Source organism: Francisella sp. Scap27 (assembly GCF_013394105.1).
Taxonomy (GTDB): Bacteria; Pseudomonadota; Gammaproteobacteria; order Francisellales; family Francisellaceae; genus Francisella; species Francisella adeliensis.
Window position 1 is genome coordinate 100,749 of sequence record NZ_CP041326.1, and the last position, 25,493, is coordinate 126,241.

The window sequence follows — 25,493 nt, forward strand, 5'->3', positions numbered from 1 at the left end:
ATGAGTGATAATCTTTTAGATAAATTATGGCAACAATATGTTGATACAAACTCTCATGTTGGTAAGATAAATAAATTATTTGAATCATTAGGTGAGATACCAGTTAATGACCATATAGCATTGCGAACAGTCAATAATTCAAAAGTAGATATTTACAAACTTGCAGAAGTTTTTATTAAATTGGGCTATGAAATTTGTGATGATTATGATTTTGTTGTTAAGAAGTTAAAAGCTATACACTTAGAGCATAATGATAAATCAAAACCTAAAATTTTTATAAGTCAGCTATTAACTGAAGAGTTCAGCCCTTTTCTTCAACAGACAATGAAGTCATGTGTTGATGCAATACCTGAAAGCCTGTTACAACATAAAGATGAGCTTTTAACATCTGGCACTAGTTGGTCAAATATAAGTTACGCAACTTATAAAAAATTACTCGAAGAGTCAGAGTATGCTGCTTGGTTTTATGCTTTTGGGTTTAGAGCTAACCACTTTACTGTATTTATCAATGAACTAAAGAATTTTGATAGTGTTGTAGCTGTTAATGACTTTCTCAAAGAGAATAATATAACTTTAAATGTTTCAGGTGGAGAGATTAAAGGTTCTCCAACTGATTTACTTGAGCAATCAAGTACTATGTCAGGATCCGTTGAAGTTGATTTTGTAGATGGTAAGGAGACTATTCCTTGTTGTTATTATGAGTTCGCTAAGCGATATAAAGATAAGGATGGAAATCTTTATCAAGGCTTTGTTGCTAAATCAGCAGATAAGATTTTTGAAAGTACAGCTGGTAGCAGTAGTCTCTAGATAGTATTTCTTTCGATGGTATATTTTATGAATTTAATATGTTAGCCGGGATTCCCCACTAATTTTTCAGAAGTTCTTGTAGGATTGAATAACAGCATAAAGAATGTTTAAATGCTAATAAGATGCTTTCGAAAAAGACATAATTTAATGTTGTATATTTGATGATTCAAGCAATAAATGAGAGTGAACTAAATAAGGAGTGACAATGAATAATAATTCTAGAATAAATCCAGAGTCTAATAACTTTATACCTACTTATGGAGAAGATGCTTTTATACAACCAATACCTACAGATAAAATCCCTGAAAACTCAATGCCTCCTCGAGTAGCAAAAAGATTGATTGATGATGAATTAGATTTAGATGAAAGAAATTCAAGTGATTTAGGTTCTTATATAACAGACTATATGGATCCTGAAGCAGATGAGTTAATTCAAAGAACTATTGGAAAAGTTTTTATAGATCATCCTGAATATCCACAAGCTAGTAAAATGGGTGAGAGAATTATTAGAATGATTCAGAATTGGTATAACGGTAAGCCAAGTGAAAGGGAAAATGGTTTTATTGGTACTGTAACAATAGGTTCATCTGAAGCAATTATGCTTGGATTAATTGCTCATAGGTTTAATTGGGAGAAATCATGGAAACAAAGGCGCTTTGAAACAGGCCCAGATGGGATTAAAAACTTTTATCGTAAAGATAAACCTTTCATGATGTATGCTCGAGATGTACATACTTGTTGGGAAAAATATTCATTATATTTCAATACACCAGACTTAGTCTTCAATTTATCAGATAACAAATATTTAATAGATCCAAAGAAAGTCTATGCTGCACTTAATAGCTCTATTTTGGAATTACATGAGAGTCAAGATATAGAATTTCAAGGATTTGCAAAACAGATTATTGATGAATGCGATTACGATTTAGAGGACCATGAACACAAAATTATACTATCACACAAAAAACTTTATGAGTTAGTATTTGTGGTTGGTTGTGTTGTGGGTACTACTTTTACAGGAGATACAGACCCTGTCGAAGAAGTTAATAATGTTTTAACAAGAATAAAAGATGAAGCTCCAAAATTTTATAATAATAGTTGGGATATTCCTATTCATGTTGATGCAGCTAGTGGAGGTTTTATAGTTCCGTTTACTAAGACAGAAAACTATAAGTGGGATTTTGAATTGGAGCAGGTTAAATCTATCAATGTATCAAACCACAAGTTTGGTTTAGTATATCCTGGAATTGGAAGTGTGGTATTTCGTGATGATAAAGTAGTTGCTGATGAACTAATTTATAAAATTAGTTATTTAGGTAAAGGCTTTACTGACTATACATTGAATTTTTCACGAGGTAGTGCCTTGGTTATTGCTTCTTATTATAATTTAATTAGAATGGGTAAAGCAGGTTATAAAACTGTTATTTCTAATTGTGTTAAAAATGCAAAGTATTTAAATAAACTTGTTTCAACTGGAGAAAAAACGAAAGATATCTTTGATGTTATAAGCAATAATCAGTTATTTCCTATGGTTGTTTGGAAAGATATCCGTTTAGATAGTGATAAAGAAAGATGGGATCTAAGAGAACTTTCAGAAGAGTTAGGGAAATGTAACTGGAAAATTCCTGCTTATCCATTACCTTATAACTCATGTACTAACCCAGATGGTCCATTAGTAATGAGGGTGGTATGTCGTCAAGATGTATCTAGAGATAAAATTAATATTCTATACCAAGATATTTGTGACTGTATAGATACCTTGGAAAAGAGAACTGAAGGATTGGATTTAACTAATTCCGACATAAAAAAACTAGCTCATAAAAATCGTCAACATAGGACCTTTAAAGGGTCTGTAGGTTGCTAACTTTAAAATACTGTGTTATTAATGAGCTAAAGAGTTTTAGTAGTGTTTGTTTTAGACTTTATATCTTTTAGTAACTAAGTTAGAGATACTTTCAAATAAGTCTGAATAAACAGAGCTTTTTCTCATAACTAAATCAATATTTCTGTAAAATCCAGAACCATCAATATTTAGATATTTGATATTTTCATGCTTAGAGCAAGCTATTTTTGGAATTAAGGTTACCCCTTCATTAATAGATACCATTTGACGAAGTGTCTCTAAACTACTGCCTTTAAAGTCATTGTTATTATGACTATTTAAACTACATAATCTAAGTGTTTGGTCTCTTAAGCAATTGCCTTCATCAAGAATCATAAGGTTTTCTTTAATAACATTCTCTATGCTTATAGATTTATTTTTTGATAATTCATTTGTCTTAGCTACAGCTACAAAAAATTTATCTTTAAAAAGGTTTTTCCTTTGAAATTGATAACCATCAGTAGGGGTTGCTAAAAAAGCAAAGTCTAGCTTACCTTGATCAAGCATATCAACAAGAATATCAGTTTTTTCTTCAACTAGGGAAATACTTATATCAGGAAATTCTTTTTTAATTAAAGGTAGTATCTCTGGCATCAGATATGGGCATAAAGTAGGGAATGCTCCTATAGAGACTTTTATTCTACTACCATCTTGATTAATTTCTGCAATACGGTCAAGATTGCTAACCTCATCAAGTATTTTGTAGGCTTGATTTACAATCTTCAAACCCGCTTTGGTTATAAGCACTTGCTTTGTGCCTCTTTCAAAAACTTGAAGGTTTGTATATTCTTCAAATTTTTTAATTTGCATACTTAGAGCTGGTTGACTAACAAAACATCTTTCAGATGCAGTGATAAAACTTTTAGTTTCATAGACAGCTATGATATATTCTAATGTGCGAGTATTCATATAAGAAATTGTTATTGTAGCTATAAGATTTATATATTTTAAATTAGAAATAACTATAATACAATAATACTCGTAACTAACAATAAATAACTAAACCAAGGAGATGTTATGACTAAAAGAGTTCCTGAAGTAACTTTTAGAACAAGAGTAAGAGATGAAAGTATTGGTGGTGATAACCCGTTTAAATGGGAAGATGTGACTACTGGTGATATCTTTAACAACAAAAGAGTTATCGTATTTGCTTTGCCAGGTGCATACACTCCAACTTGTTCAACTTATCAGTTACCAGGTTTTGAAGAAAATGCAGCTAAATTTAGAGAACTAGGCATAGATGATATTTATGTATTATCAGTAAATGATACTTTTGTGATGAACAAATGGATCCAAGCTCAAGGCGTAAAAAACATTAAGCCAATTCCAGATGGTAACGGTGAATTTACTAAAGGTATGGACATGCTTGTAGATAAATCTAACTTAGGTTTTGGTCACAGAACATGGAGATACGCTATGGTTGTAGCTAATGGCGAAGTTGAGAAAATGTTCGTTGAGCCTGGTAAGCGTGATAACGCTGATGACGACCCTTACGGTGAATCTTCTCCAGAAACTGTAATGAAGTATCTTGAGTCTAAATAATTAATCTAACACCTTTCTATAAATCAAAAATTATTAAACTTTAAAATTGCTAACTGGCATATGCTAGTTAGTTGTTTTTTGTACCATTTATCAGGAGTGAATATGAGTAAGAAAATAGTTTTAATAGGTGCCAGTGGTACTATTGGCAAAGCAACTTTAAGTACTTTGAAAAATGCAGGGTTTGAGGTTATAACAGCAAGTTTTTCAGGCGCAAATACTCACTATAGTGTTGATATACAAAACCCTAACTCTATCAAAGAATTATTTGAAAAAGTGGGTTCATTTGATGCTTTAGTATCAACAACAGGAAAAGTAGTTTTCAAAAGTGTTACTGAAATCGAGCAAGCAGATTGGGATCTAAGCCTGGAGAACAAACTTTTAGGTCAGATAAATTTAGTACAGATTGGTGCTCAATATATAACTAAAGGCGGTTCATTTACCATTACAACAGGTATACTAAATGTTGAGCCTATTGCATTAGGAAGCATAGCAGCTACTGTAAATGCTGGTTTAGAAGGATTTATTAAAGCAGCATCTCTTGAGTATAAAGATTTTCGTATTAATGCGGTGAGCCCAACAGTTGTAGAAGAAGCATTAGACAAATATGCTCCTTTTTTTCCAGGCTATAAACCTGTAAAAGCTGAAGAAGTCGCGTCAGCATATTTAAAATCTATAGCAGGAATAGCTAATGGAGATGTTATAAAGGTGGGTTTTTAATAATTATTTAATTAAAGAAACCACTTTATCAAAAACTTCTTTTATACTAAGATGAGATGTATTGATTATTACCGCATCATCCGCTGGTTTAAGAGGAGCTACTTTACGGTTACGATCTTGATAGTCTCTTTTTTCTATATCAGCTAAGATAGTTTCGAAATCTGGATTTAATCCCTTAGACTCTAGTTCGTTGTATCTTCTTTGAGCAGTAATTTTAGTATCTGCATCTAAGAAAAACTTGTATTTAGCATTTGTGAAAACTACAGTTCCCATATCTCTACCGTCAGCTACTAAACCTTCATCAGTAGCAAAATCTTGTTGCTTTTGAAATAATATTTCTCTAACTTTAGGGTAAGCTGCAATTTTTGAAGCACTCATACCTGTTTTTTCTGTGCGAATTTCTTTAGAAACATTATCTCCATTTAATAAACTATTTACTTCATCATTATTAATTTCAAAAGATATTGAAAGGTTTTTAAGAGTAGTATAGACATTTGTCTCATTATCAAGGTTTGTGTTGTTCTTTAGACAATGAAGAGCGGCAAGCCTGTATATAGCACCACTATCTAAAAGTTTATAATTAAAGTGTTTTGCAAGTGCTTTGGCTAGTGTACCTTTACCAACGCCACTCGGGCCATCTATAGTTATAATTTTATGATTGTTCATTTTCAAAATCCTGCATAAATTTGACTAATTTTTTCACATCTTCTAAAGAAACAGCATTGTATAAGCTAGCTCTACAACCTCCGATCAACCTATGACCTTTTAGCCCATAAAACCCTTTTTTATCTGCCTCATCCAAGAATTTTTTTGTGAGCTCTTCATTTGTAAGTTGAAAAACTATATTCATATTTGATCTATATTTAGCTTTTATAGTGTTTCTAAATATATTTGAATTATCTATGGTTTTGTAAAGTAATTCAGCTTTTTCGTTGTTAAATTCTTCAATTTTTTTAAGGTTACCGAAGTTGTTGATTAGATATTTAAGAGTTAACTCAAAAGTTACCCATGAAATGACAGATGGAGTATTATAAACTGATTTAGATTTTTCAGTTACCCAGTAATCAAGTACTATTGGTAGGTTAGCTTTTTTCTCGATAAGAGAGTTTTTAATAATAACTATAGTAACTCCAGGGATACCAGCATTCTTTTGAGCCCCAGCATATATAAGGCCATAGTTATCAATATTTAAAGGTTTAGATAAAAAACTAGAAGACATATCACATACTACTTTAGTATTACATGATTTAGCTAATTCATTTATTTGAAAACCATCGACAGTTTCATTATCTGTATAGTATATGTAGTCATACTTATCAGCTACAAACTTATCTTGGATATTATCATCGTATGTTACAGCATCAACTTCTATAAATTTAGATGCTTCTTTTGCTGCTTTTTCTGACCATTGTCCACTACAAACATAAAGAGCTTTTTTGTACTTACTTGATAAATTCATTGGAATACCAGCAAATTGAGCAGTAGCTCCAGCTTGCATTAGTAATATAGAGTAGTCTTTAGGTATCTGTAACAGCTGGCGTAAACCAGTATCTATTGAAGTATAAACTTCTTCAAAAGCTTTATCTCTGTGAGAAATAGAAAGTAAAGAAACACCTGTATTCTTATAGTTTACAATCATTGATTGTAGTTGCTCTATAATACTTTGAGGAACTACAGCAGGACCTGCACAAAAATTTGTTTTCATATTTAAATTATGATTTTGTAAAGTTCTTTGTATTTTAGCATATGTGGTGATTGCAGTTAAATAAAATATGTTTAGTGTGTAACTTCAGTTATGGGGATGCTGATTTAATTAACTAGCTTTAAAATATAAACCTTATAGAAAAATCTAATTACAAACAAGCTCATTTAGGCTAAAATACATAGCAATATTCCCATATTTTAAAAATGATGATGACTGATATACATAATCATAAGATTTTAATTTTAGATTTTGGTTCTCAATATACACAGCTTATAGCTAGAAGAGTTCGTGAGGTAGGTGTTTTTTGTGAGATATTTCCTCATGATGTAGATCCTAAATTAATAAAAAACTACGGTGCGAAAGGTATCGTACTTTCAGGTGGACCAGAATCTGTATATGATTCTGAGATAAAAGCTCCAAGTGTGGTTTTTGAACTAAATATTCCAGTACTAGGTATATGCTATGGTATGCAGACTATGGTTATGCAACATGGTGGAGAAGTCAAAGGCTCTGATCAAAGTGAGTTTGGTAAAGCTATAATAAATATAGCACAAGATGAAAATAAGTTATTTGCAAAGCTAGGTTCTGAACAACTTGTTTGGATGAGCCACAGCGATAAGGTTACAGATACCGGTGAACATTTTGAGATAATTGCTTCATCTATAAATGCTCCAGTTGCAGCTGTAGCTCATAAAACTAAACCTTTTTATGGTGTGCAGTTCCATCCTGAAACTACTCATACAGAACATGGGCAACAGTTAGTTGAAAACTTTGTAGTTGAAATATGTAAGTGTGACACTCTTTGGAATATCGAAAATATTATTGAAAATGATATTGAAGAAATAAAAGAAAAAGTTGGAACTGATAAAGTTATTTTAGGCTTATCTGGTGGAGTTGATTCATCCGTTGTAGCTGCAATACTTCATAAGGCTATTGGAGATCAGCTTACTTGTATATTTGTTGATACTGGTTTACTTCGCTTAAACGAAGGTGATCAAGTAATGAAAGTATTTGCAGATCATATGGATATAAATGTTATCCGAGTGGATGCTGAAAATAGATTTTTAGATGCTTTAGCTGGAGAGAATGATCCAGAGAAAAAGCGTAAGATAATAGGTGGACTATTTGTTGAGATATTTGATGAAGAAGCTTCTAAAATTGAGAATGCTAAATGGTTAGCTCAAGGTACTATTTACAGTGATGTTATTGAATCAGCTGGCAATAGTAGCTCAAAAGCTCATGTTATTAAATCTCATCATAATGTTGGTGGTTTACCAAAAGAGATGAAGCTAAAACTTCTTGAGCCACTACGTGAACTTTTTAAGGATGAGGTTAGAAGGTTAGGTGTTGGTTTAGGATTACCACATGCTATGCTATATCGTCATCCATTCCCTGGACCTGGCCTTGGTATTCGTATACTTGGTGAAATCAAAAAAGAGTATGTAGAAACATTACAAAGAGCCGATGCAATATTTATTGAAGAGCTTGTTAAGCACAATATTTATCATGATATATCTCAAGCCTTTGCTGTGTTTTTACCAGTTAAATCTGTTGGTGTGGTTGGTGATCAAAGAAGGTATGAGTATGTGATAGCATTAAGAGCTGTTGTTAGTATAGACTTTATGACTGCTACTTGGGCAAATTTACCTCATGATTTTTTATCATTAGTATCTAACCGAATTGTAAATGAAATAAAAACGGTTTCTAGAGTAGTCTATGATGTAACAGGTAAACCACCTGGTACTATTGAGTGGGAATAGTTTAATATTTTAGGTACTCAAATACTGGATTTAAGAAGATAGTATGCAAAAAAAATATGAAATTTTAGATGATATAAAAACTCCTGATGATTTAAAGTTATTAACAGAATGCCAGTTACAAAATTTATCTGCAGAATTACGTGAGTTTTTAGTTGATACATTGGATGTAAGTGGTGGGCATTTTGCTAGTAGTCTAGGTGCTACGGAGCTTACAGTTGCCTTGCATTATGTTTACAATACTCCTTATGATAACATCGTATGGGATGTCGGACATCAAACATATATTCATAAGATACTTACAGGTCGTAAAGATAAGCTTGTAACTATTAAAAAAGATGGTGGTATTTCAGGATTTCCAAAGCGAGCTGAAAGTGAATATGATACTTTTGGTGTGGGTCATTCTAGCACTTCTATAAGTGCTGCTCTTGGTATGGCGATCGGTGACAGACTACAAAATAAAAATACTAAAACTGTAGCTGTAATAGGTGACGGCGCTATAACAGGAGGTATGGCTTTTGAAGCTCTAAATCATGCTGGTGGTATAGATGAAGATATTTTGGTTGTTTTAAATGATAATGAAATGTCTATTTCTGATAATGTCGGTGGGTTATCTGCACACTTTAGTAAGATTATCTCAGGTGGTCTTTATAACTCTGTCAGAGAAAAAGGCAAAGAAGTACTTAAAAATATCCCACCAATGTTTGAGTTTGTAAAAAGGTTTGAAACTCAGGCAAAGGGAATGTTTGTTCCTGCTAATTTTTTTGAAGATTTAGGTTTTTATTATGTTGGGCCTGTTGATGGTCATGATGTTGAAGATTTAGTTAAAACCTTGAAAATACTCAAAAAGCATAAAGGACCTAAGCTTTTACATATAGTTACTAAAAAAGGTAAAGGTTATGAAAAGGCTGAATCTGATCCAATTAAGTTTCATCATGTAGCTCCAAGCTTTCATACAGGTATCGAATCTAGTAAGAGCTCAAGTGTAGTAAAACCAACATATTCAAATATATTTGGTAATTGGATTTGTGAGAAAGCTTCGAAAGATACTAAGTTAGTTGGTATTACACCAGCAATGAAAGAAGGATCTGATCTTATCAGGTTTTCAAAAGAATATAGCAATAGATACTTTGATGTAGCTATCGCTGAGCAACATGCTGTTACATTTGCTGGTGGGTTAGCCTGCCAAGGTTTAAAACCTGTTGTTGCAATTTATTCTACATTTTTACAACGAGCGTATGATCAGGTTATACATGATGTGGCATTACAAAACCTTGATGTGTTATATGCTGTTGATAGAGCTGGGCTTGTAGGGGCTGATGGTTCTACTCACGACGGTAGTTTTGACTTGAGCTTTATGAGAGCTATACCAAATCATGTGATTATGACTCCTAGTGATGAAAATGAAGCTCACCATATGTTTGAGCTTGGATATGAATATAATGGCCCGGCGATGGTGCGTTATCCTCGAGGAGCTGGTACTGGGCAAGAAATTACAGAAACTTTAGATATACAGCTTGGTAAGGCTAAAATCCTCAAACAAGGTCAAAAACTAGCTGTTTTAAACTTTGGGGCATTATTACCAGTAGCTCAAAAATTAGCTGATAAATATAATGCGACGCTTGTAGATATGCGTTTTGTTAAGCCATTAGATGAGTCTACTATTGCAAATGTTTGTAAAAAACATGATGTAGTTATAACTATTGAAGAAAATACTATCTCTGCTGGGGCAGGTTCAGCGGTAAATGAGTATATTATTGCTAATGATTTACAAAAAAATATTACAGTGCGTAATTATGGCTTACAAGATAAATTTTTATCTCATGGTACTAAAGATTTGCTTCTTGATGATAGTTGTCTTTCTGTTGAGAAGATTTCAAAAGAATTAGACAAACTGCTTTAACCAGTGAGATAATATTATGGAACTATTATTCTCATATGGAACTTTACAACAAGAAGAAGTCCAGCTAGAAACTTTTGGCAGAAAGCTTGTTGGTATAAAAGATGTTTTAGAAGGTTATGTTCTATCTGAAATTGAAATATTCGATGAAAAGGTAATAGCTATAAGTGGTAAGAAATTTCATCCAATTCTGAAAAAAACCAATAATAGCAATGATACTGTTATAGGAACTGCTTTTGAGCTTACATATAAAGAAATCAAGCTTTCAGATGAATATGAAATAGATGCATATATTAGAAAAGAAGCTGTTTTGAGATCTGGAATAAGAGCTTGGATATATGCAGAGAAGGTGTGCTAGCTAATATTTAGCCTTTAAAAATATAATATTTCTTACTTTTGCTAAGTTAATAAAATAGAACTTTCTATTTAACTACTTTATAATTCCATAAAATTTCTTAAAAATTGAGCTTATGAAAAAACTAATTATTTTGGCATTAATAGCAGTATTTAGTTATTTTGCACACTTATACTTTACAAATTCTAACAATGATTGGAACATTGTGAATGCTAACGCTAGTGGAAAAACTATAGTGGCATTTGGTGACAGCTTAACAGCAGGGTATGGTGTGAATGATACAGATAACTATCCAGCTCAATTATCTAGACTTATAGACCAGCCTGTAATAAACATGGGCATATCTGGAGAGACTACCTCTGAAGCATTTGCTAGGGTAGATAGTGTCGTGGCTAAAGATCCTAAGCTTGTTTTGATAACATTAGGCGGTAATGACTTAAAGAAAAAAATCCCAGCTCAAGAAGCTTTTGCAAATCTTAAGAAAATTGTTGAGATATTGCATGAAAATGGTGCTTTAGTTGTTATATTAGGTATAGATATTCCGTATTTTAGTAGTGATTATGCTGATGATTATATTAAGTTTGCAAGGGATAATGGTTGCTTACTTGTACCAAACATTTTAGATGGGGTAATTGGTCATAGAGATCTGATGGTTGATAGTATTCATCCGAATGTTAAAGGCTATAAAATAATAGCTAATGAAATCTATCAGGTTATTGAAAAATACTTATAAACATCAGCTGAAATACTTTAAAAGATATTATTTTTTTTATGGTGTATAAGTTATACTAATATATAACAGCATTTTTTAAAATCAGTGGAGATCTTATGAGCAAAGTTGATGAAATAAGTCATTTAGACGTTGAAATAGAAAGAGATGGTTTTTTGCGTTCATTAATTAACCATTTAACAGGTGTTCTTCAAGACACCATTGGCTTGGAAGATTCGAAAGGGTTTATCTCTGTTGTTGGTCAAGTCATGGGTGAAGAAATGAATGCAGAATATAAAGAAGCCTTATCTTTAGAAAAGTTACCTAAAGATGTTCTTGTTCAAGTTTTAGTTGATTTAAAAAAGCGGATTAAAGGAGAATTCTATATTATAGAAGAAACTCAAGATAAAATAGTTTTAGGTAATAAAAAGTGTCCTTTTGCAGAGAAAGTAATTGGAAGACCGTCATTATGTATGATGACTACAAATGTGTTTGGAACTATAGCTGCAGATAGTATTGGTTATGCTAAGGTGTCGATAGATAAAGCTATAGCGAATGGAGATAAAGAATGCAGAGTTACGGTTTGGTTAAGCTCTCAGTCAAAAGAAGCTAATGCTGCAAAGGGTAGAGAATTCATCGGTGATTAAATATGGACTATAAAGATGTTTTTAAAGTTTTAGCTAGGGTGAGTAAAAAGCCAGTTTTATTAGTAGATCTTGAAGCTAAAGTTTTAGAACATAATGAGATTTTTTCAAATATAAGTCATAATGTATGTGAAACGATTAATAACGAATCTTTTCTAAAACTAGATGCTGCAATCTCATTTAAGAAATATCTTAAAACTGCCTCAAAAAGCTTAAATCTTATTAATAGTGGTGCATCTATTAATGGCAAGCAATATATTTTAGAATGTGCTCGATTCATGCCTGAAGGTGGAGCGGGTGTTTTATTATTATTGTATATTAATGAAAGAACATCAGTAAAAGAGAAGTTTCAAGAGTTAAATGATATTTATAATTTTTCATATGATGTAGCAAAGAATAAGTCTTTAGAAAAAAAATTAATAAACCAAGCTAAAGAAATCGAAAGATCTGAGAAAGAAATTTCAAAACTATTTAAAGTTGATGATGTTACAAAACTAGCTACTAGAGATTATTTTTTAGAACTTTTAAAAGAATCAATACAAGTAGCTAATTTATTAAAAAACAAATTAGCTATCATATATTGTGATATAGATAATTTTAAAAAAGTAAACGAAAGGTATGGTCGTTGCTTTGGTGATAAGTTATTAAAAACTATTGCAGATAAAATAAAATTAGCAGTCCCGCAAAATACTATCATATCAAGGTTTAATGCAGATCAATTTGCAATTATGTTGAAAGGTAATAAACATGTGAGTAAATTTGAGACATATTTACAAAAATTAGAAAAAATATTTTCAAATAAGATTATTGTTGAAGGAATTGAGCTATACAATACAGCAAGCTTTGGTATTGTTTTTTATCCTGAAGAAGGTAACACAGCTGAAACTTTAATAACTAATTTGGAGCTGACTAAAGATAAAGCAAAAGCTATGATGGGCACTAGTAGATGCTATTTTTCCAAAGAAATAAAAGAAAATTATTCACGCTTTAATAAAATAGAAATAGGACTGCGTAAAGCCATAGAAAATAATGAGCTATTTTTAGTCTACCAACCGCAATATTGTCTTAAAGAAAAAAGATTTTCTGGGATAGAAGTTCTATGTCGATGGAATGATGAACATTTAGGCACGGTTTCTCCTGCTGAATTTATACTTGTCGCAGAAGAAAGTATCCTAATCAAAGATTTGACAGTATATGTCTTTAAACTAGCTCTTTCTAAGTTTAAAGGCTTATTAGAAAGAAACCCTATTCTTAAAGATATAGAGTTATCTTTAAATGTATCAACTGTTTATCTTAATGATAAAACGGCTTTTAATGAGTTAATGGATTTAGCTAATAGCTCAGGTGTTGATTCAAAAAATATTTGTTTTGAAATTACAGAGACTGCTTTAATGGAAAATACTAAAGTTGCAGTTGACCTTCTTAATAAGTCTAAAAGAGTAGGTTATTCACATGCTATTGATGATTTTGGAGTAGGGCAGTCTTCACTCAGTTACTTAAGATCATTACCTGTAAATCAGGTAAAAATTGATGGTAGTTTTATTAGGAATATAGATAAAAACAAAGGTGATTTAACTATAGTAAAAGCAATTATAAACTTAGTATCGACTCTTGGGTTTAAAACTGTTGCTGAGTGTGTAGAGACGAAAGAACAGTTAGAACTTTTAAAAGAAATAGAGTGCGATAGTATACAAGGGTATTATACTGGAAGACCCGTGTTAATGAGTGAATTAGAAAAAATTATTGTTAATAAGTTTGAGTATTAAAATATGTTTTAAAGATCTTCACTAAGTCTTGTTAAACCATTTTTAGGCATCAAATGTTTGATGTCTAACCCTAGATTCCTACGGATAAATGCTAAAGAGAAGTATCCTCTAATAAATTTATTATCTTTATTATCTTCATCATACACTATGATATGATGTCTGTCAGAGTTGATCAGTGTGTTCAAGATATGTCCGATTTTAGCACCTTCGACAATTGGATATGAGATAGTATTCATTTGCGCTAAATTAATTTTGGCATCATTAGCAACCATATCTGACATTTTAAAGCCTTCATCAGCAGCTCTTTTTAAAATTGCTCTACCCTCAAGATAGTGTAAAGCAATAGTTCCTACAACTTTATTGTCTGTATTGGTAACTAAAGCGAGATCTTTAAAGTTGCTTATAAGTTTTTTCTTAACATCAACTATTGGCATATCTGCTGGTACAGTTAAAGCTTTATGCTTTTTATAATCTCTAAATATTTTTAAAGCTGGATCATCTAAGTATAGAAGTGTTGCAGCATCATTTGTCAGATACTCTATAGATTTAACATTGTCAAAATGTGACAGTTCAAGTAGTTTGAATTCTTTTAGTTCCATGAAATTCCTCATTAAAATAATAAGTAAAGTTTATACATTGATTGTAGACAATAAGAGGTGCTTTTTCAAAGTTTATTTATCACCAAGTTCCTTTATTTTCCATGCTTAACCATGGATCAGTAGGTTTTAAAGATTCACCTTTCTGAAGAAGTTCAATTGAAATGCCATCAGGAGATTTTATAAAAGCCATGTGTCCATCTCTAGGAGGCCTATTTATAGTAACTCCTGCATGCATAATTTTTTCACAGGTTTCATAAATATTATCAACTAAAAATGCTAAATGGCCAAAGTTACGGCCAGTAGAGTAGCTCTCTTCGCTGCCCCAATTATATGTAAGTTCTAATGTTGGAGCTTTTTCAACTTTAGCTTTTTCATAGTCTTCTGGTGCACATAAGAATATTAAAGTAAATTCTCCTTTGTCATTATCATAACGACTAACTTCTTTTAAACCTAAAACATTACAGTAAAAATCAAGTGATTTTTCTAGGTCTTTAACACGAACCATAGTGTGTAAATACTTCATTTTATCTCCGTTTAATATATTTAATTATGATAATAATATTATACTAAATTAGATGTTATAATACTAACAAAGCCTATATGTGATAATACTATGATCGAAACAGATAGAATAATTTCAGCAAATATAACTCAGTCGAATGACGAGAAAGTTATTGATCGAGCAATTCGTCCGAAAACTTTATCTGAATATGAAGGTCAACCTGTTGTTCGTGAACAAATGGAAATATTCATAGAAGCTGCAAAATCACGAAATGATGCCTTAGATCATACACTTATATTTGGTCCTCCAGGTCTTGGTAAAACAACATTATCAAACATTATAGCTACTGAAATGGGTGTGGAACTTAAACAAACTAGTGGTCCTGTACTTGAAAAAGCGGGAGATTTAGCTGCACTTTTAACTAATCTTGAAGAAAATGATGTCCTTTTTATAGATGAAATTCATAGATTAAGTCCGGTTATAGAAGAAATTCTTTATCCTGCAATGGAGGATTATCAATTAGATATAATGATTGGAGAAGGCCCAGCTGCAAGATCTATTAAAATTGATCTGCCTCCGTTTACACTAGTAGGAGCAACTACAAGAGCTGGCCTTTTAACATCACCACTTCGTGATAGATTTGGGATTATCCAGCGCTTAGAGTTTTATTCTATAGAGGATTTATCTAAGATAGTATATAGATCAGGAGAGCTTTTAGAGCTTGATATAACAGAAGATGGAGCAAAAGAAATTGCTAAACGATCGCGAGGTACACCTCGTATAGCAAATAGACTTTTGCGTAGAGTAAGAGACTACGCCCAGGTTAAAAGTGATGGGAAAATCACTTTAGACATAGCTGATAAAGCGTTAGGCATGCTAAAGGTTGATCCTGTAGGGTTTGATCATATGGATCATAAGTATTTGCTTACTCTTATGGAAAAGTTTGCTGGTGGGCCTGTAGGTTTAGATACTATGGCAGCAGCGTTAAGTGAAGAAAAAGGGACTATAGAAGATGTTATAGAACCTTACCTTATCCAGCAAGGTTATATAATGCGTACAGCAAGAGGGCGTATAGCTACTTTAATGGCGTATAATCATTTTAAACTTAAAATACCAGACAATTTGAACGCTGTTAATCAGCAGGATTTGGGACTTTAAGGTTATTTATTTATAGCATTGTCAGCTTTTTTCATTACAGTAGCAAGCATCATCATAAACCCTGCTAATATTAGTATTACAAAATCCATTCCATTTATTTCTGCTGTGATGAATCTTTCACCTACGGGATTGTTATAACTTAAAACAAGAGAGATCAAAGGACCGTATATTATTTGGGCAATAACCCAATATACAAATGCCCAACCTATTTTTTTATATGTAGTAGTAACTTTCTCGGAAAAAATTTCTAAGTTTTGGTAACAGCCGAATAATCTGATAAAAAGACGCAATATGTATAGTAAACTTAATGTGGGAATTAGACTTACACATAAAGCTAAGATTCTTGTATATATTGAGGGGGGATGATTTATTTGAAATAATTGCTCTTGATAAATGCCAAACTCAGTAAATAGATCTGTAGGAGTTTGTACAGTAGCCCAGTATAAGGGAGGTAAAATTATTGTTATAAGAAATATTAGAACAAATATTAATTTATAAACTGTATTGCATTTTTGGAAACGATTAGTCATAAGTTATCTATCACCTTAAGTTATTGAACGGAATTTATTTTCCTATACCAAATAAATAATACTACAGCAGCGCTTAATTTTGCAATACACGGGAATAAACAGTAAATAATTTTTAGAATTATCTCAAGATGATTATCGCTATTATTAAGTTGTGAGTTTAGTAAAGGTAAAGCAATAATCGTTGCTAATGCAAAACAAAATTTACCCAAAAAAGCTAAGATTGCATAGTAACCATTTCCAAGGTTTTTACGCTCTTTACAGTCAATCCACTTCGCTAAAAGTATACTTGGCAATATTAGCTCACTTGCAAATCCAGCACCTGCTAAGAAACTAATAACAGAGAAGCCTACTGTGTCTCCCTTACCTAATAGCAGAGCAAAAGCAAATACCAATACACAAAATATTAAAGCTAATCCCCAAGTTTTAATAATGCCTATTTTCATTGCAAGTTTCTTTATAAAAGGAATAAAAAGTATTGCTCCTAAGAAATACACAAAGATATATAAACCTGTTAATTCAGCTGTATCTAATATATATCTACTAAAAAATACTAAAGTAACAGCTGGAATAGCAGAACCTAAAGCACTCATAATATAAGCTATAAACAAGAACACTCCATCTCTATCGAATGCTTTAATATAGCTTGAAATCTTAAAGGCATGAATATTTTTGTTGGCAACTTTTGTAGTATTTAGCCATTTGATAAAAAAGATACTTGCTAAGATAATAAGTATACTTGCAACGATAGAGTAAATTAAATAGCTAGTTTTTTGTGAAAAAAATATTAATAAAATAAATGGTAATACTGAGGCTATCAAAACACCAGTTATATTGAAAGTCTCTCTTACACTGATTATAGTAGATTTATCATCATCACTTTTAAGCCAAAGAGCACCTTTTGTAGCTACAAATATAGTCAAATAACTAAATGAAATTGTTGCTAGAAATATACCGATAAATAAGTTGATGAGTTTATTGCTAAAAATTGGAGAGCAAGTAATCGTTACACCAATAATAAATGCTAAAATAATAACAACAAAGCTGACTTTTTCATAAGATTGAAACTTATCACAGTACCAGCCAATAAAAGGGTCTAATAATGCATCAAGTATTCTAAGACTAAAAAGAACTACACTAAGTAAAGTAAGGTTAACTCCAAAACTTTGATGGTAATAGTCTGGCAGAAATATATAAATAGGCACGCTAGCAAAAGCTATTGGCATAGCTATAAAAGAGTAGTTAAATATATGCTTTGTAGATGCTTCCATACTAATAATCTATATTTTTGTTAATATAATATTAGCACTTTGTAGTGTATGTTTGGATTAAGTTTTTGTAATGAGTAATGAGTAATGAAGTTAAGGAAGGAGCTCAAATATTGTTATTAATTTTATTTTTTTTAGAGTCTTCACATTTTATTTTTTCTTTATTATTCTTTTTGTCATTACAGGAGTATGCCGTTTCACTATCTATAATAAGGTAAAAAGGAACTTTATCTGCAAAAACAATATTTGCTAGCAGCGTAAAGGAAGTATAAGCTAAAAGTTTTTTCATATTCCATTCCTTTGTAATATAGTTTTAAATTTAAGAATTATTTCTATCTACATGATCTCCTGAGAACGCGTCAGAAGAGTTTAATTCACCAAGAGAGTCACTAAATTCTTGACTTGCTGTGTTTGTTTTGTCTGTGAAATTAGAGTCAGTTAGAGCCTGTTGACTTAATTCGGTATTTTTATCACTAATTTGAGAATTTATACTTGTTATTTCAGAGCTTAAATCTGGGGCAGCAGCCACACCAGTATCATAATTTGATTTAGCTGTTTCAAGATTTGAAATTTCTGTAGTTCTATTAGTTACAGCGGTATTAGCTGCTGTATATTCAGCGCTATCTGTATCTTCAATACTGTCACGATATGCAGTAAGTTCAGTTAGTCCAGCATTAGCAAACTCAGTTGGCGTTGATTCTGAGGTAAGAACATCACCGTTATCGTTGAGAGTACTTAGAGAAGATGAATAGTTAGCCTCTAAGTTCGAGGTATCATAAGGATTAAAATAATCATCCATTACACCTCTAGCATCATTTATTAAGTCAGTATTATTTTGTTGATTTGTTAAAGCGGCATTTTTTAAAACATTTAATGAACCTAGAGAGCCTTCTGTAGTAGTGTCATCAGTACTTGCATCAACATAATCTGTAGTTAAATCATTCCATGCTTGATGTGCTGCAGCTATAGCGGTATCTCTAATGCCTTCAAGACTTGTATATTCTTCATTATAGGCACTTTGATCATCATTTAAGTCTGTATCAGTAGAGTTACAACCATTTGGCATGGCTCCTGATGGTGGGGCGGAATTACTTGTTTCATTACGAATATTACATTCCCAATTTATTAAAGAGCCATTATCATTAATTCTAGGAGTCAATGCAATTTGATAAGTAGAGCCATTTATAACTGGGTGAGATAATAACGTACCATTATTTGCTTTAAGTTCACTCATTATAGCGACATTATCATCACCAAGATAATTATCTTTTACATTAGCAATACCAGATTGAAATTCTGCATCTGTAGTGACACCAGAGTTTTGAATGAAATCAGTAATAGCCTTGCGATAATTATCCATCTTACTAATCTCATCTTGAAAGCGTACCCTCATAATATAGTTTGAGTAGGCTGGAACAGATATAGCAGCAAGTATAGCTACGATTGCTATTACAACCATTAATTCTACTAAACTGAACCCTTTATTATTTTTTAAAAATTTCATAAACACAATATAATCAATAATATACATATATTATAAAGGATTATTTTTAATCTTCTAGGTACATTATTTACATAAAATGCTAAAATGCTAGGCAATATTATTTTTAATTAATCTTTACTATGAATGTTAGAAAACAAAATCCTTTCTTTATGTTGTGCTTTTTTGAGTACTTTGAGAGATTTGGTTATTATGGGTTTAGCTATACTTCTATATTATTCTTTATGAGTAATAATGGCTTTAATTTTGATGAAACACAAGCGGTATTATTATTTGGTAGTTTCGCTGCTTTAAGTTATGTATTTAATGCTGTTGGTGGTGTAATTGCTGATAGGGTACTAGGTATAAAACGCACAATGTTTGTCGGTGGTATTATGCTACTTATTGGGTATGCGTTGCTTGCTTTCTCAGCGATGATTGTTTTTAAACCACTTATATATGTAGCTGTAGCAACTGTAGTATTAGGGGCAGCACTATTTAAGCCTGCACCAACAAATCTTATCTCTAGAATATATACTGATCATTCAAAGATTGATTCGTTATATACTATATTTTATATGTCTATAAATCTTGGTTCGCTTACAGCGTCACTGTTTATACCATATTTGGCTAGTAATTTTGGCTATACTTTTACATATTCTTTATGTTCAGTCGGCTTTGTTCTTGCAATTGCAAATACTTTAATCAGCTATAGTAGTATAAAAGATATTGATAATTCTGTAGGACATTTAAGCCTAAATATTGGTATGTATCTAAAATTAGTTTTTGGAATACTATCTACAATATTTCTATTGAGTGTGATTTTAGCTCATGGTAATTTAGCTGATTTAGTTCTATGGGGTGGGGCGTTATTGATATTTACTATATTTGGTATGCAAATCTTTATAGAAAAAGATCCTTTAGCTAAAAGAAAGATACTTGTGGCAATAGTACTATTATTCTACGCAGTAGTTTTCTTTTGTATCTATCAGCAAAAGTTTACATCGTTTTTGCTGTTTAACATTCATCATGTGGATTTACATTTCTTAGGTTTTAGCGTAAATGCTCAATCTGTACCAGGAGTTTTAAATACTGCGGGAGTAGTTTTACTATCACCAATACTAGCAACTATTTATATTAAACTAAAAGATAGAGATTTGTGTTTACCACACAAGTTTGCTTTAGGAATATTACTTTGCGGTAGTGCGTATGGAGTTCTTTTCTTGGCCTGTTTCTTAAATGTTCCAACTTCTAAAATTAGTATTTGGTGGGAAGTTTTAGCTATTACAATTTGCTTTTCTTCTGCAGAACTTCTGATAAGTGCTTTAGGTTTAGCTTTGATGGCAAAACTTCTACCTAAGAGAATTATGGGTTTTGCAATGGGTACTTGGTTTATAACTAGTGCGATAGGTATAAAGCTTGGCACAATGATAGCTACTTATACAAGTAGTGGCGTAAAATACGATACTAGCAAAGGTTTTGACACAGAAACTACAATCGCTAGTTACTATGGTTATCAGCATTTGTTTGGCTCTATATTTGTAGTTGCGGTTGTTATAGCTATTTTTGCTTTTTTGATCGGTAAAAAACTAAATAAAATGATTCAAGAATAAATATTTCTTAATTTAAATAAGTAAGGAAAATTAATATGAAAAAGTTGTTTCTAGTAGTAGTTTTTGTTTTTACTATAGATGCATCTTTTGCAAGGGATATTGTAAATTATCCACTGTTTGAGTCTAATCAATTATGCTCTAATGCGAAGCCATATTGTGGTGGTAATTGTAGTAATACACCATTTTATCCAACAACATGTAAACCTACAAGCTATGGATCTGCTTGGTCTGGTGGCGGAGCTACAGTAGAGACAAAGCTATTATATTGTGCAAATTCAACATATGCGAACTGTCATTATTCTGGACCTTTAACTCCTACAGGCACAAATCCTGATAATATTGGCTTACCATGCAAAGTAAGTGAAGATGGTAAGACTGCTAATTGTAAGTGTAAAGTTTTTACAGGCCCCAATTATGTAAACATTGATGGAATTATGAACTTAGGTGCTTATTATGAAACAATAGCTGTATGTGGTAAAGATGGCTCCAAATGTAAAAATTTAACAACTTGTCATCCTGATGGTAGTGGAGATTGCAAAGGTATAGAGGCACCTGTATGTAAGTATATAGCTGAGCAAAATAGTGAAGATGATAAAACATCTTTTATACCAGGTGCTGATGTGATATCAACATACGGGTTTGATATGAATAAAGATTATAATATTGCAAAACCAGGTGATGGAGTAAAGTGTTCAAACATAGATGTTGCTGGATGTATGACTCAGCCATGCAAATATGAGAAAAGCTCAAAAGAATATGCAATTTGTAGTTGTCCGGTCACAAAAATGAAGGTGATGATGTTAAGTCAAAAAAATGTATCTTGCGATCTTCCAAAAGGGTATGTTTGGGAATAAAGATAGCTAAAACCAAAATATTTCTTATTAATTTTTTCTGGAAATTATATTTTTACTTTAAAGATGTTACATAAATACAATAGTCAAAAAGAACTGCTACCTATCTATTATGATGATTGTCTGAAACAACTACTCACATTAAAATACTTATAAAATATATATTTATAGCCTCTATCAATTCTAAAAAATTCCATATTTGCTATAATACTCATTAAGTTTTATAAAGGACATAAAAATGCAACTAGTCAATGATATGAAAGATAAGGCTCTAGCTGAGCTAAGTCTTGTCACAGATAAAAAATCAGTAGAAGATTTAAAAGTAAAATACCTTGGTAAAAAAGGTGAGCTTACAGGTATGATGAAGCTAATAGCTACTCTACCAAATGAAGAAAAACCAAAGCTTGGTCAAGCTGTAAATATAGCAAAACAAGCTCTTCAAGATGCTCTAAATATCAAGCTAGAGTTATTTGAAACTCAAGAAATCAATGCAAAGCTAGCTGCTGAAAAAATAGATGTAACGCTAGATGGTGTTGGTCAGAATCAAGGCTCACTTCATCCAGTTACAAAAACTTTGAATCGTATAGAAGCATTTTTTAAACAAAATGGTTTTAGCGTAGAAGTAGGCCCTGAGATAGAGAGTGACTATTATAATTTTGAGACATTGAATATCCCATCTCATCACCCAGCTCGTGCAATGCATGATACTTTTTATATAGATGATAATCATGTACTTAGAACTCATACTTCAGGTGTGCAAATTCGTACAATGGAAAATCAAGAGCCACCAATTAGAATCATCGCACCAGGTAGAGTGTATAGATGTGATTCTGATATTACTCATACGCCGATGTTTCATCAAGTAGAAGGTTTATTAGTTGAAAAAGATGTATCGTTTGCAGATCTTAAAGGTTTGTTACACGCATTTTTAAATTCATTCTTCGAGAGAGATTTGAAAGTTCGCTTTAGACCATCTTACTTCCCATTTACAGAGCCATCAGCAGAAGCAGATATGGAGTGTGTGATGTGTAATGGTAAGGGCTGTAGAGTCTGTAAACAAACAGGTTGGCTTGAAGTATTAGGTTGCGGAATGGTGCATCCTAAAGTGCTAACAGCTGGTAAGGTTGACCCTGAAGTTTATCAAGGTTTTGCATTTGGTATGGGTGTTGAGAGATTATCAATGCTTAGATACGGTATAGATGATTTGAGAATGTTCTTTGAGAATGATTTGAGATTTTTGAGACAGTTTTAATATATAGGAATTTTACATGAAATTTAGTCATAACTGGTTAAACGAGTACCTAAGTGATACTCAATCTAGCCAAGAATTAGCAGATACACTTACGCTAGCAGGCTTAGAAGTTGATGCTATAGAACCTGTAGTTGCAGAGAAAGTAAGCGGTGTAGTTGTCGGTCAAATAAAGACTATCACAAAACATCCTGATGCAGATAAACTAAACATCTGTAGTGTAGATATTGGTGAAGCTGAAAACTCTACTATAGTTTGTGGTGCTAAAAATATATACGAAGGTATGAAAGCACCTGTAGCGACTATTGGTGCGGTATTACCGGGTAATTTTAAAATCAAGAAATCAAAACTGCGTGGTCAAGAATCATTTGGGATGATGTGTTCTGAAGAAGAGCTTGGTTTAGCAGAAAAAGCTGATGGCCTTATGGATTTACCAACAGATGCTCCTGTGGGTCAAGATGTAAATACTTACCTAAATCTTGATGATAATATGATTGAGGTTGACCTTACACCAAATAGAGCAGATTGCTTGAGTGTGTTTGGTATTGCTCGTGAAGTATCAGCTCTTACAAAAGCAGATTTAAAAGAAGTTGCTATAAAAGATATTTCAACAACTATCAACGATACTAAAGAAGTTACAATCACGGCTACAGATGCTTGTAAATCTTACTATGGTTGTATTATTAAGAATGTAAATAATAATGCTCAAACACCTCTATGGATAGTTGAAAAATTACGCAGAAGTGGAGTTAGTTCTATATCATTTTTCGTAGATGTAACTAACTATATAATGCTTTTGACAGGTCAACCAATGCACGCATTTGACTTGGATAAATTAGATGGTGCTATAAATATTCGCTATGCTAATAATAAAGAAAAACTAACTCTTTTAGATGATACAAAAGTTGAACTTGAGTCAGATACTCTAGTAATTGCTGATGAGAAAAAAGCATTAGCAATCGCAGGTGTGATGGGAGGATTAGATTCATCAATTACTGGTTCAACCACAAGTATATTCTTAGAAAGTGCATTTTTTGTACCTGAAAAAATAGCAGGTAAAGCGCGCAAATATAATCTACACACAGATTCATCACATAGATTTGAACGCGGTGTAGATCCTAAACTTGCAAGTCAAGCGATGCAGTTAGCTATTAATCTAATAGTTGAAATTGCAGGTGGCGAAGTTGCTCCAATTCATGCTCAAGTTGATAATAATTTTGTAGAAAAGCAAGCTACTATTAGTCTTTGCATCAATAAACTAAATAGAGTTTTAGGTACAGAGTTTGATATTTCTTATGTATCAGAAGTGCTTAGCAATCTTCATATGCAAGTTACTCAAAAAGATGAGTGTTGTTTAGAAGTTGTAGCTCCATCTTATCGTTTTGATATGGAAATCCCAGAAGATTTAATCGAGGAAGTTGCTAGAGTATACGGCTACTCAAAACTACCTGAAACTATGCCAAGCTACAAAGCTAAGAAAATCAATATTTCTGAGACTAAGCAAGCTATAGCGACACTTGAGAGTAGACTTGTAGATAGAGGTTATCAAGAGGCGATAAATTATAGTTTTATTGACCCTAAATTTGATGAGTTTTTCTTTGCAGAAAAGGGTATAGCTATTAAAAACCCAATCTCTCAAGATTTATCAGTGATGAGACAGTCACTTATACCAGGGCTCTTGAATGCTTTTAAAGCAAATGTAACTCGCCAACAAACTAGGGTTAGATTATTTGAGAAGGGTGCTTGTTTTAAACTTGAGAATGGTACTAGAAAACAGTTTGATAGAATTGCAGGACTAGTATTTGGTGAGCTAAATAGCGTAAACTGGTCAGCAACTAAAAAAGTTGATTTCTACGATGTTAAAGCAGACTTAGAAAGCTTATGTTCTGATATAGTAGATTTAAACTTTGAAGTTTGTGATGATGTAAACTGGCTTCACCCAGGTCAATCGGCTTATATAGTAGCTAATGGTAAAAAGATTGGTGTGATTGGTGTGATTCACCCAACTACGCTAAAAACATTCCAAATAAAATCAAAAGCTCCGATAATTTTTGAACTTGATTTGGAAGTGCTAAACTCTAAAGAAATACCAAGCTTTAACAAAATATCTAAATACCCATCAGTATCAAGAGATGTATCTTTCTTGGTAGAAAAGGGTGTATTAGCTGGAGATATTGTCAAAGCTATCAATAATCTTGATATTAGCATTTTGCAAAATGTAAATATATTTGATGTATACCAAGATGATGCAAATCCACGTAAGAGCTTAGCTATTAGTATGCTTTTCCAAGATAACGCTCAAACTCTAGGTGATGATGTTATCAATGAGAATGTTGATAACATTTTAAATACTTTAAAAGATAAATTTGCTATTGAGCAGAGAGTTTAGATAGGTAGCTTAACTTCTTAATAAATACTATAATATTATTTAGTTTTTATTAATGCCATTCTAACCTAAAGGT

General features: G+C 32.0%; 24 protein-coding genes. 15 read left to right on the forward strand and 9 right to left on the reverse strand.

Going from position 1 to position 25,493, the window contains the following annotated elements; all coding sequences use genetic code 11:
- Entirely contained in the window at positions 1-807 is an 807-nt protein-coding gene (locus FLM55_RS00490) for a DUF1338 domain-containing protein (RefSeq protein WP_178947513.1), read from the forward strand.
- 205 nt (positions 808-1,012) lie between these two features.
- On the forward strand, positions 1,013-2,671 hold the full coding sequence (locus tag FLM55_RS00495; protein WP_178947514.1) for a pyridoxal-dependent decarboxylase: 1,659 nt from the start codon (positions 1,013-1,015) through the stop codon (positions 2,669-2,671).
- Positions 2,672-2,722: 51 nt separating this feature from the next.
- Here FLM55_RS00495 and FLM55_RS00500 read toward each other — a convergent pair whose 3' ends face one another.
- The gene (locus FLM55_RS00500; protein WP_178947515.1) at positions 2,723-3,598 is read right to left on the reverse strand and encodes a LysR substrate-binding domain-containing protein; all 876 of its coding nucleotides are present in this window, start codon (positions 3,596-3,598) and stop codon (positions 2,723-2,725) included.
- Between the two features lie 108 nt (positions 3,599-3,706).
- On the opposite strand from FLM55_RS00500, the gene FLM55_RS00505 reads away from it, so the two are divergent.
- Entirely contained in the window at positions 3,707-4,231 is a 525-nt protein-coding gene (locus FLM55_RS00505; protein ID WP_178947516.1) for a peroxiredoxin, read from the forward strand.
- 102 nt (positions 4,232-4,333) lie between these two features.
- Positions 4,334-4,948: a short chain dehydrogenase gene (locus FLM55_RS00510; RefSeq protein WP_178947517.1), complete on the forward strand. Its 615-nt coding sequence runs from the start codon at positions 4,334-4,336 to the stop codon at positions 4,946-4,948.
- 3 nt (positions 4,949-4,951) lie between these two features.
- Here the strand turns inward: FLM55_RS00510 and cmk are convergent, their stop codons facing one another.
- Positions 4,952-5,614: a (d)CMP kinase gene (gene cmk / locus FLM55_RS00515; RefSeq protein WP_178947518.1), complete on the reverse strand. Its 663-nt coding sequence runs from the start codon at positions 5,612-5,614 to the stop codon at positions 4,952-4,954.
- On the reverse strand, positions 5,601-6,653 hold the full coding sequence (serC, locus tag FLM55_RS00520; protein ID WP_178947519.1) for a 3-phosphoserine/phosphohydroxythreonine transaminase: 1,053 nt from the start codon (positions 6,651-6,653) through the stop codon (positions 5,601-5,603). Before serC ends, cmk begins: the two co-directional genes overlap by 14 nt.
- A 209-nt stretch (positions 6,654-6,862) precedes the next feature.
- On the opposite strand from serC, the gene guaA reads away from it, so the two are divergent.
- From guaA to FLM55_RS00550, 6 genes are all read left to right on the forward strand, one after another.
- On the forward strand, positions 6,863-8,413 hold the full coding sequence (gene guaA / locus FLM55_RS00525; RefSeq protein ID WP_178947520.1) for a glutamine-hydrolyzing GMP synthase: 1,551 nt from the start codon (positions 6,863-6,865) through the stop codon (positions 8,411-8,413).
- A 43-nt stretch (positions 8,414-8,456) separates the two neighbouring features.
- Complete coding sequence (gene dxs / locus FLM55_RS00530) at positions 8,457-10,313, forward strand: 1-deoxy-D-xylulose-5-phosphate synthase (RefSeq protein ID WP_178947521.1); 1,857 nt, start codon at positions 8,457-8,459, stop codon at positions 10,311-10,313.
- A 16-nt stretch (positions 10,314-10,329) separates the two neighbouring features.
- Entirely contained in the window at positions 10,330-10,668 is a 339-nt protein-coding gene (locus FLM55_RS00535) for a gamma-glutamylcyclotransferase family protein (RefSeq protein ID WP_178947522.1), read from the forward strand.
- Positions 10,669-10,780: 112 nt separating this feature from the next.
- Complete coding sequence (locus tag FLM55_RS00540; protein ID WP_178947523.1) at positions 10,781-11,398, forward strand: arylesterase; 618 nt, start codon at positions 10,781-10,783, stop codon at positions 11,396-11,398.
- A gap of 95 nt (positions 11,399-11,493) precedes the next feature.
- Complete coding sequence (locus tag FLM55_RS00545) at positions 11,494-12,021, forward strand: methanogen output domain 1-containing protein (RefSeq protein WP_178947524.1); 528 nt, start codon at positions 11,494-11,496, stop codon at positions 12,019-12,021.
- A 2-nt stretch (positions 12,022-12,023) separates the two neighbouring features.
- On the forward strand, positions 12,024-13,784 hold the full coding sequence (locus tag FLM55_RS00550) for a bifunctional diguanylate cyclase/phosphodiesterase (protein ID WP_178947525.1): 1,761 nt from the start codon (positions 12,024-12,026) through the stop codon (positions 13,782-13,784).
- An 8-nt stretch (positions 13,785-13,792) separates the two neighbouring features.
- Here the strand turns inward: FLM55_RS00550 and FLM55_RS00555 are convergent, their stop codons facing one another.
- On the reverse strand, positions 13,793-14,383 hold the full coding sequence (locus tag FLM55_RS00555; RefSeq protein WP_178947526.1) for a CBS domain-containing protein: 591 nt from the start codon (positions 14,381-14,383) through the stop codon (positions 13,793-13,795).
- A gap of 79 nt (positions 14,384-14,462) precedes the next feature.
- Positions 14,463-14,906 (reverse strand): lactoylglutathione lyase, encoded by a 444-nt coding sequence (gene gloA / locus FLM55_RS00560; protein ID WP_178947527.1) that lies wholly within the window; start codon positions 14,904-14,906, stop codon positions 14,463-14,465.
- 90 nt (positions 14,907-14,996) lie between these two features.
- Here gloA and ruvB point away from each other — a divergent pair, with 90 nt between their 5' ends.
- Entirely contained in the window at positions 14,997-16,043 is a 1,047-nt protein-coding gene (ruvB, locus tag FLM55_RS00565; RefSeq protein ID WP_178947528.1) for a Holliday junction branch migration DNA helicase RuvB, read from the forward strand.
- A gap of 2 nt (positions 16,044-16,045) precedes the next feature.
- Here the strand turns inward: ruvB and FLM55_RS00570 are convergent, their stop codons facing one another.
- The 4 genes from FLM55_RS00570 to FLM55_RS09525 all read right to left on the reverse strand — a co-directional run bounded on the left by FLM55_RS00570 (position 16,046) and on the right by FLM55_RS09525 (position 19,342).
- Positions 16,046-16,573: a DUF2975 domain-containing protein gene (locus tag FLM55_RS00570; protein WP_178947529.1), complete on the reverse strand. Its 528-nt coding sequence runs from the start codon at positions 16,571-16,573 to the stop codon at positions 16,046-16,048.
- Positions 16,574-16,593: 20 nt separating this feature from the next.
- Positions 16,594-17,841 carry an MFS transporter gene (locus FLM55_RS00575; RefSeq protein ID WP_178947530.1) on the reverse strand — a complete coding sequence of 416 codons (1,248 nt, stop codon included), beginning with the start codon at positions 17,839-17,841 and terminating at the stop codon, positions 16,594-16,596.
- Between the two features lie 103 nt (positions 17,842-17,944).
- Positions 17,945-18,127: a hypothetical protein gene (locus tag FLM55_RS00580; RefSeq protein ID WP_178947531.1), complete on the reverse strand. Its 183-nt coding sequence runs from the start codon at positions 18,125-18,127 to the stop codon at positions 17,945-17,947.
- A gap of 30 nt (positions 18,128-18,157) precedes the next feature.
- Complete coding sequence (locus tag FLM55_RS09525; RefSeq protein ID WP_178947532.1) at positions 18,158-19,342, reverse strand: prepilin-type N-terminal cleavage/methylation domain-containing protein; 1,185 nt, start codon at positions 19,340-19,342, stop codon at positions 18,158-18,160.
- Between the two features lie 119 nt (positions 19,343-19,461).
- Between FLM55_RS09525 and FLM55_RS00590 the strand changes: the two genes are divergently transcribed.
- The 4 genes from FLM55_RS00590 (at position 19,462) to pheT (ending at position 25,420) form a co-directional block, all read left to right on the forward strand.
- Positions 19,462-20,931, forward strand: a complete 1,470-nt coding sequence (locus tag FLM55_RS00590; protein ID WP_178947533.1) for a peptide MFS transporter — start codon at positions 19,462-19,464, stop codon at positions 20,929-20,931.
- 35 nt (positions 20,932-20,966) lie between these two features.
- Positions 20,967-21,785, forward strand: a complete 819-nt coding sequence (locus FLM55_RS00595) for a hypothetical protein (protein ID WP_178947534.1) — start codon at positions 20,967-20,969, stop codon at positions 21,783-21,785.
- 235 nt (positions 21,786-22,020) lie between these two features.
- On the forward strand, positions 22,021-23,034 hold the full coding sequence (gene pheS / locus FLM55_RS00600) for a phenylalanine--tRNA ligase subunit alpha (protein WP_178947535.1): 1,014 nt from the start codon (positions 22,021-22,023) through the stop codon (positions 23,032-23,034).
- A 16-nt stretch (positions 23,035-23,050) separates the two neighbouring features.
- A complete protein-coding gene (gene pheT, locus FLM55_RS00605; protein WP_178947536.1) occupies positions 23,051-25,420 on the forward strand; it encodes a phenylalanine--tRNA ligase subunit beta in 2,370 nt (789 codons plus the stop codon).
- The last annotated feature ends 73 nt before the right edge of the window (positions 25,421-25,493 follow it).

Excerpts from the sequence above, each read along its gene's own strand:
- dxs (WP_178947521.1), top strand. The coding sequence starts at position 8,457 with ATGCAAAAAAAATATGAAATTTTAGATGATATAAAAACTCCTGATGAT.
- FLM55_RS00490 (WP_178947513.1), top strand. The coding sequence starts at position 1 with ATGAGTGATAATCTTTTAGATAAATTATGGCAACAATATGTTGATACA.
- FLM55_RS00505 (WP_178947516.1), top strand. The coding sequence starts at position 3,707 with ATGACTAAAAGAGTTCCTGAAGTAACTTTTAGAACAAGAGTAAGAGAT.
- FLM55_RS00595 (WP_178947534.1), top strand. The coding sequence starts at position 20,967 with ATGAAAAAGTTGTTTCTAGTAGTAGTTTTTGTTTTTACTATAGATGCA.
- pheT (WP_178947536.1), top strand. The coding sequence starts at position 23,051 with ATGAAATTTAGTCATAACTGGTTAAACGAGTACCTAAGTGATACTCAA.
- FLM55_RS00500 (WP_178947515.1), bottom strand. The coding sequence starts at position 3,598 with ATGAATACTCGCACATTAGAATATATCATAGCTGTCTATGAAACTAAA.
- FLM55_RS00545 (WP_178947524.1), top strand. The coding sequence starts at position 11,494 with ATGAGCAAAGTTGATGAAATAAGTCATTTAGACGTTGAAATAGAAAGA.
- FLM55_RS00555 (WP_178947526.1), bottom strand. The coding sequence starts at position 14,383 with ATGGAACTAAAAGAATTCAAACTACTTGAACTGTCACATTTTGACAAT.
- FLM55_RS00570 (WP_178947529.1), bottom strand. The coding sequence starts at position 16,573 with ATGACTAATCGTTTCCAAAAATGCAATACAGTTTATAAATTAATATTT.
- FLM55_RS00540 (WP_178947523.1), top strand. The coding sequence starts at position 10,781 with ATGAAAAAACTAATTATTTTGGCATTAATAGCAGTATTTAGTTATTTT.
- FLM55_RS09525 (WP_178947532.1), bottom strand. The coding sequence starts at position 19,342 with ATGAAATTTTTAAAAAATAATAAAGGGTTCAGTTTAGTAGAATTAATG.
- cmk (WP_178947518.1), bottom strand. The coding sequence starts at position 5,614 with ATGAACAATCATAAAATTATAACTATAGATGGCCCGAGTGGCGTTGGT.
- FLM55_RS00535 (WP_178947522.1), top strand. The coding sequence starts at position 10,330 with ATGGAACTATTATTCTCATATGGAACTTTACAACAAGAAGAAGTCCAG.
- FLM55_RS00590 (WP_178947533.1), top strand. The coding sequence starts at position 19,462 with ATGAATGTTAGAAAACAAAATCCTTTCTTTATGTTGTGCTTTTTTGAG.
- FLM55_RS00510 (WP_178947517.1), top strand. The coding sequence starts at position 4,334 with ATGAGTAAGAAAATAGTTTTAATAGGTGCCAGTGGTACTATTGGCAAA.
- FLM55_RS00550 (WP_178947525.1), top strand. The coding sequence starts at position 12,024 with ATGGACTATAAAGATGTTTTTAAAGTTTTAGCTAGGGTGAGTAAAAAG.
- gloA (WP_178947527.1), bottom strand. The coding sequence starts at position 14,906 with ATGAAGTATTTACACACTATGGTTCGTGTTAAAGACCTAGAAAAATCA.
- serC (WP_178947519.1), bottom strand. The coding sequence starts at position 6,653 with ATGAAAACAAATTTTTGTGCAGGTCCTGCTGTAGTTCCTCAAAGTATT.
- FLM55_RS00575 (WP_178947530.1), bottom strand. The coding sequence starts at position 17,841 with ATGGAAGCATCTACAAAGCATATATTTAACTACTCTTTTATAGCTATG.
- FLM55_RS00495 (WP_178947514.1), top strand. The coding sequence starts at position 1,013 with ATGAATAATAATTCTAGAATAAATCCAGAGTCTAATAACTTTATACCT.
- FLM55_RS00580 (WP_178947531.1), bottom strand. The coding sequence starts at position 18,127 with ATGAAAAAACTTTTAGCTTATACTTCCTTTACGCTGCTAGCAAATATT.
- ruvB (WP_178947528.1), top strand. The coding sequence starts at position 14,997 with ATGATCGAAACAGATAGAATAATTTCAGCAAATATAACTCAGTCGAAT.
- guaA (WP_178947520.1), top strand. The coding sequence starts at position 6,863 with ATGACTGATATACATAATCATAAGATTTTAATTTTAGATTTTGGTTCT.
- pheS (WP_178947535.1), top strand. The coding sequence starts at position 22,021 with ATGCAACTAGTCAATGATATGAAAGATAAGGCTCTAGCTGAGCTAAGT.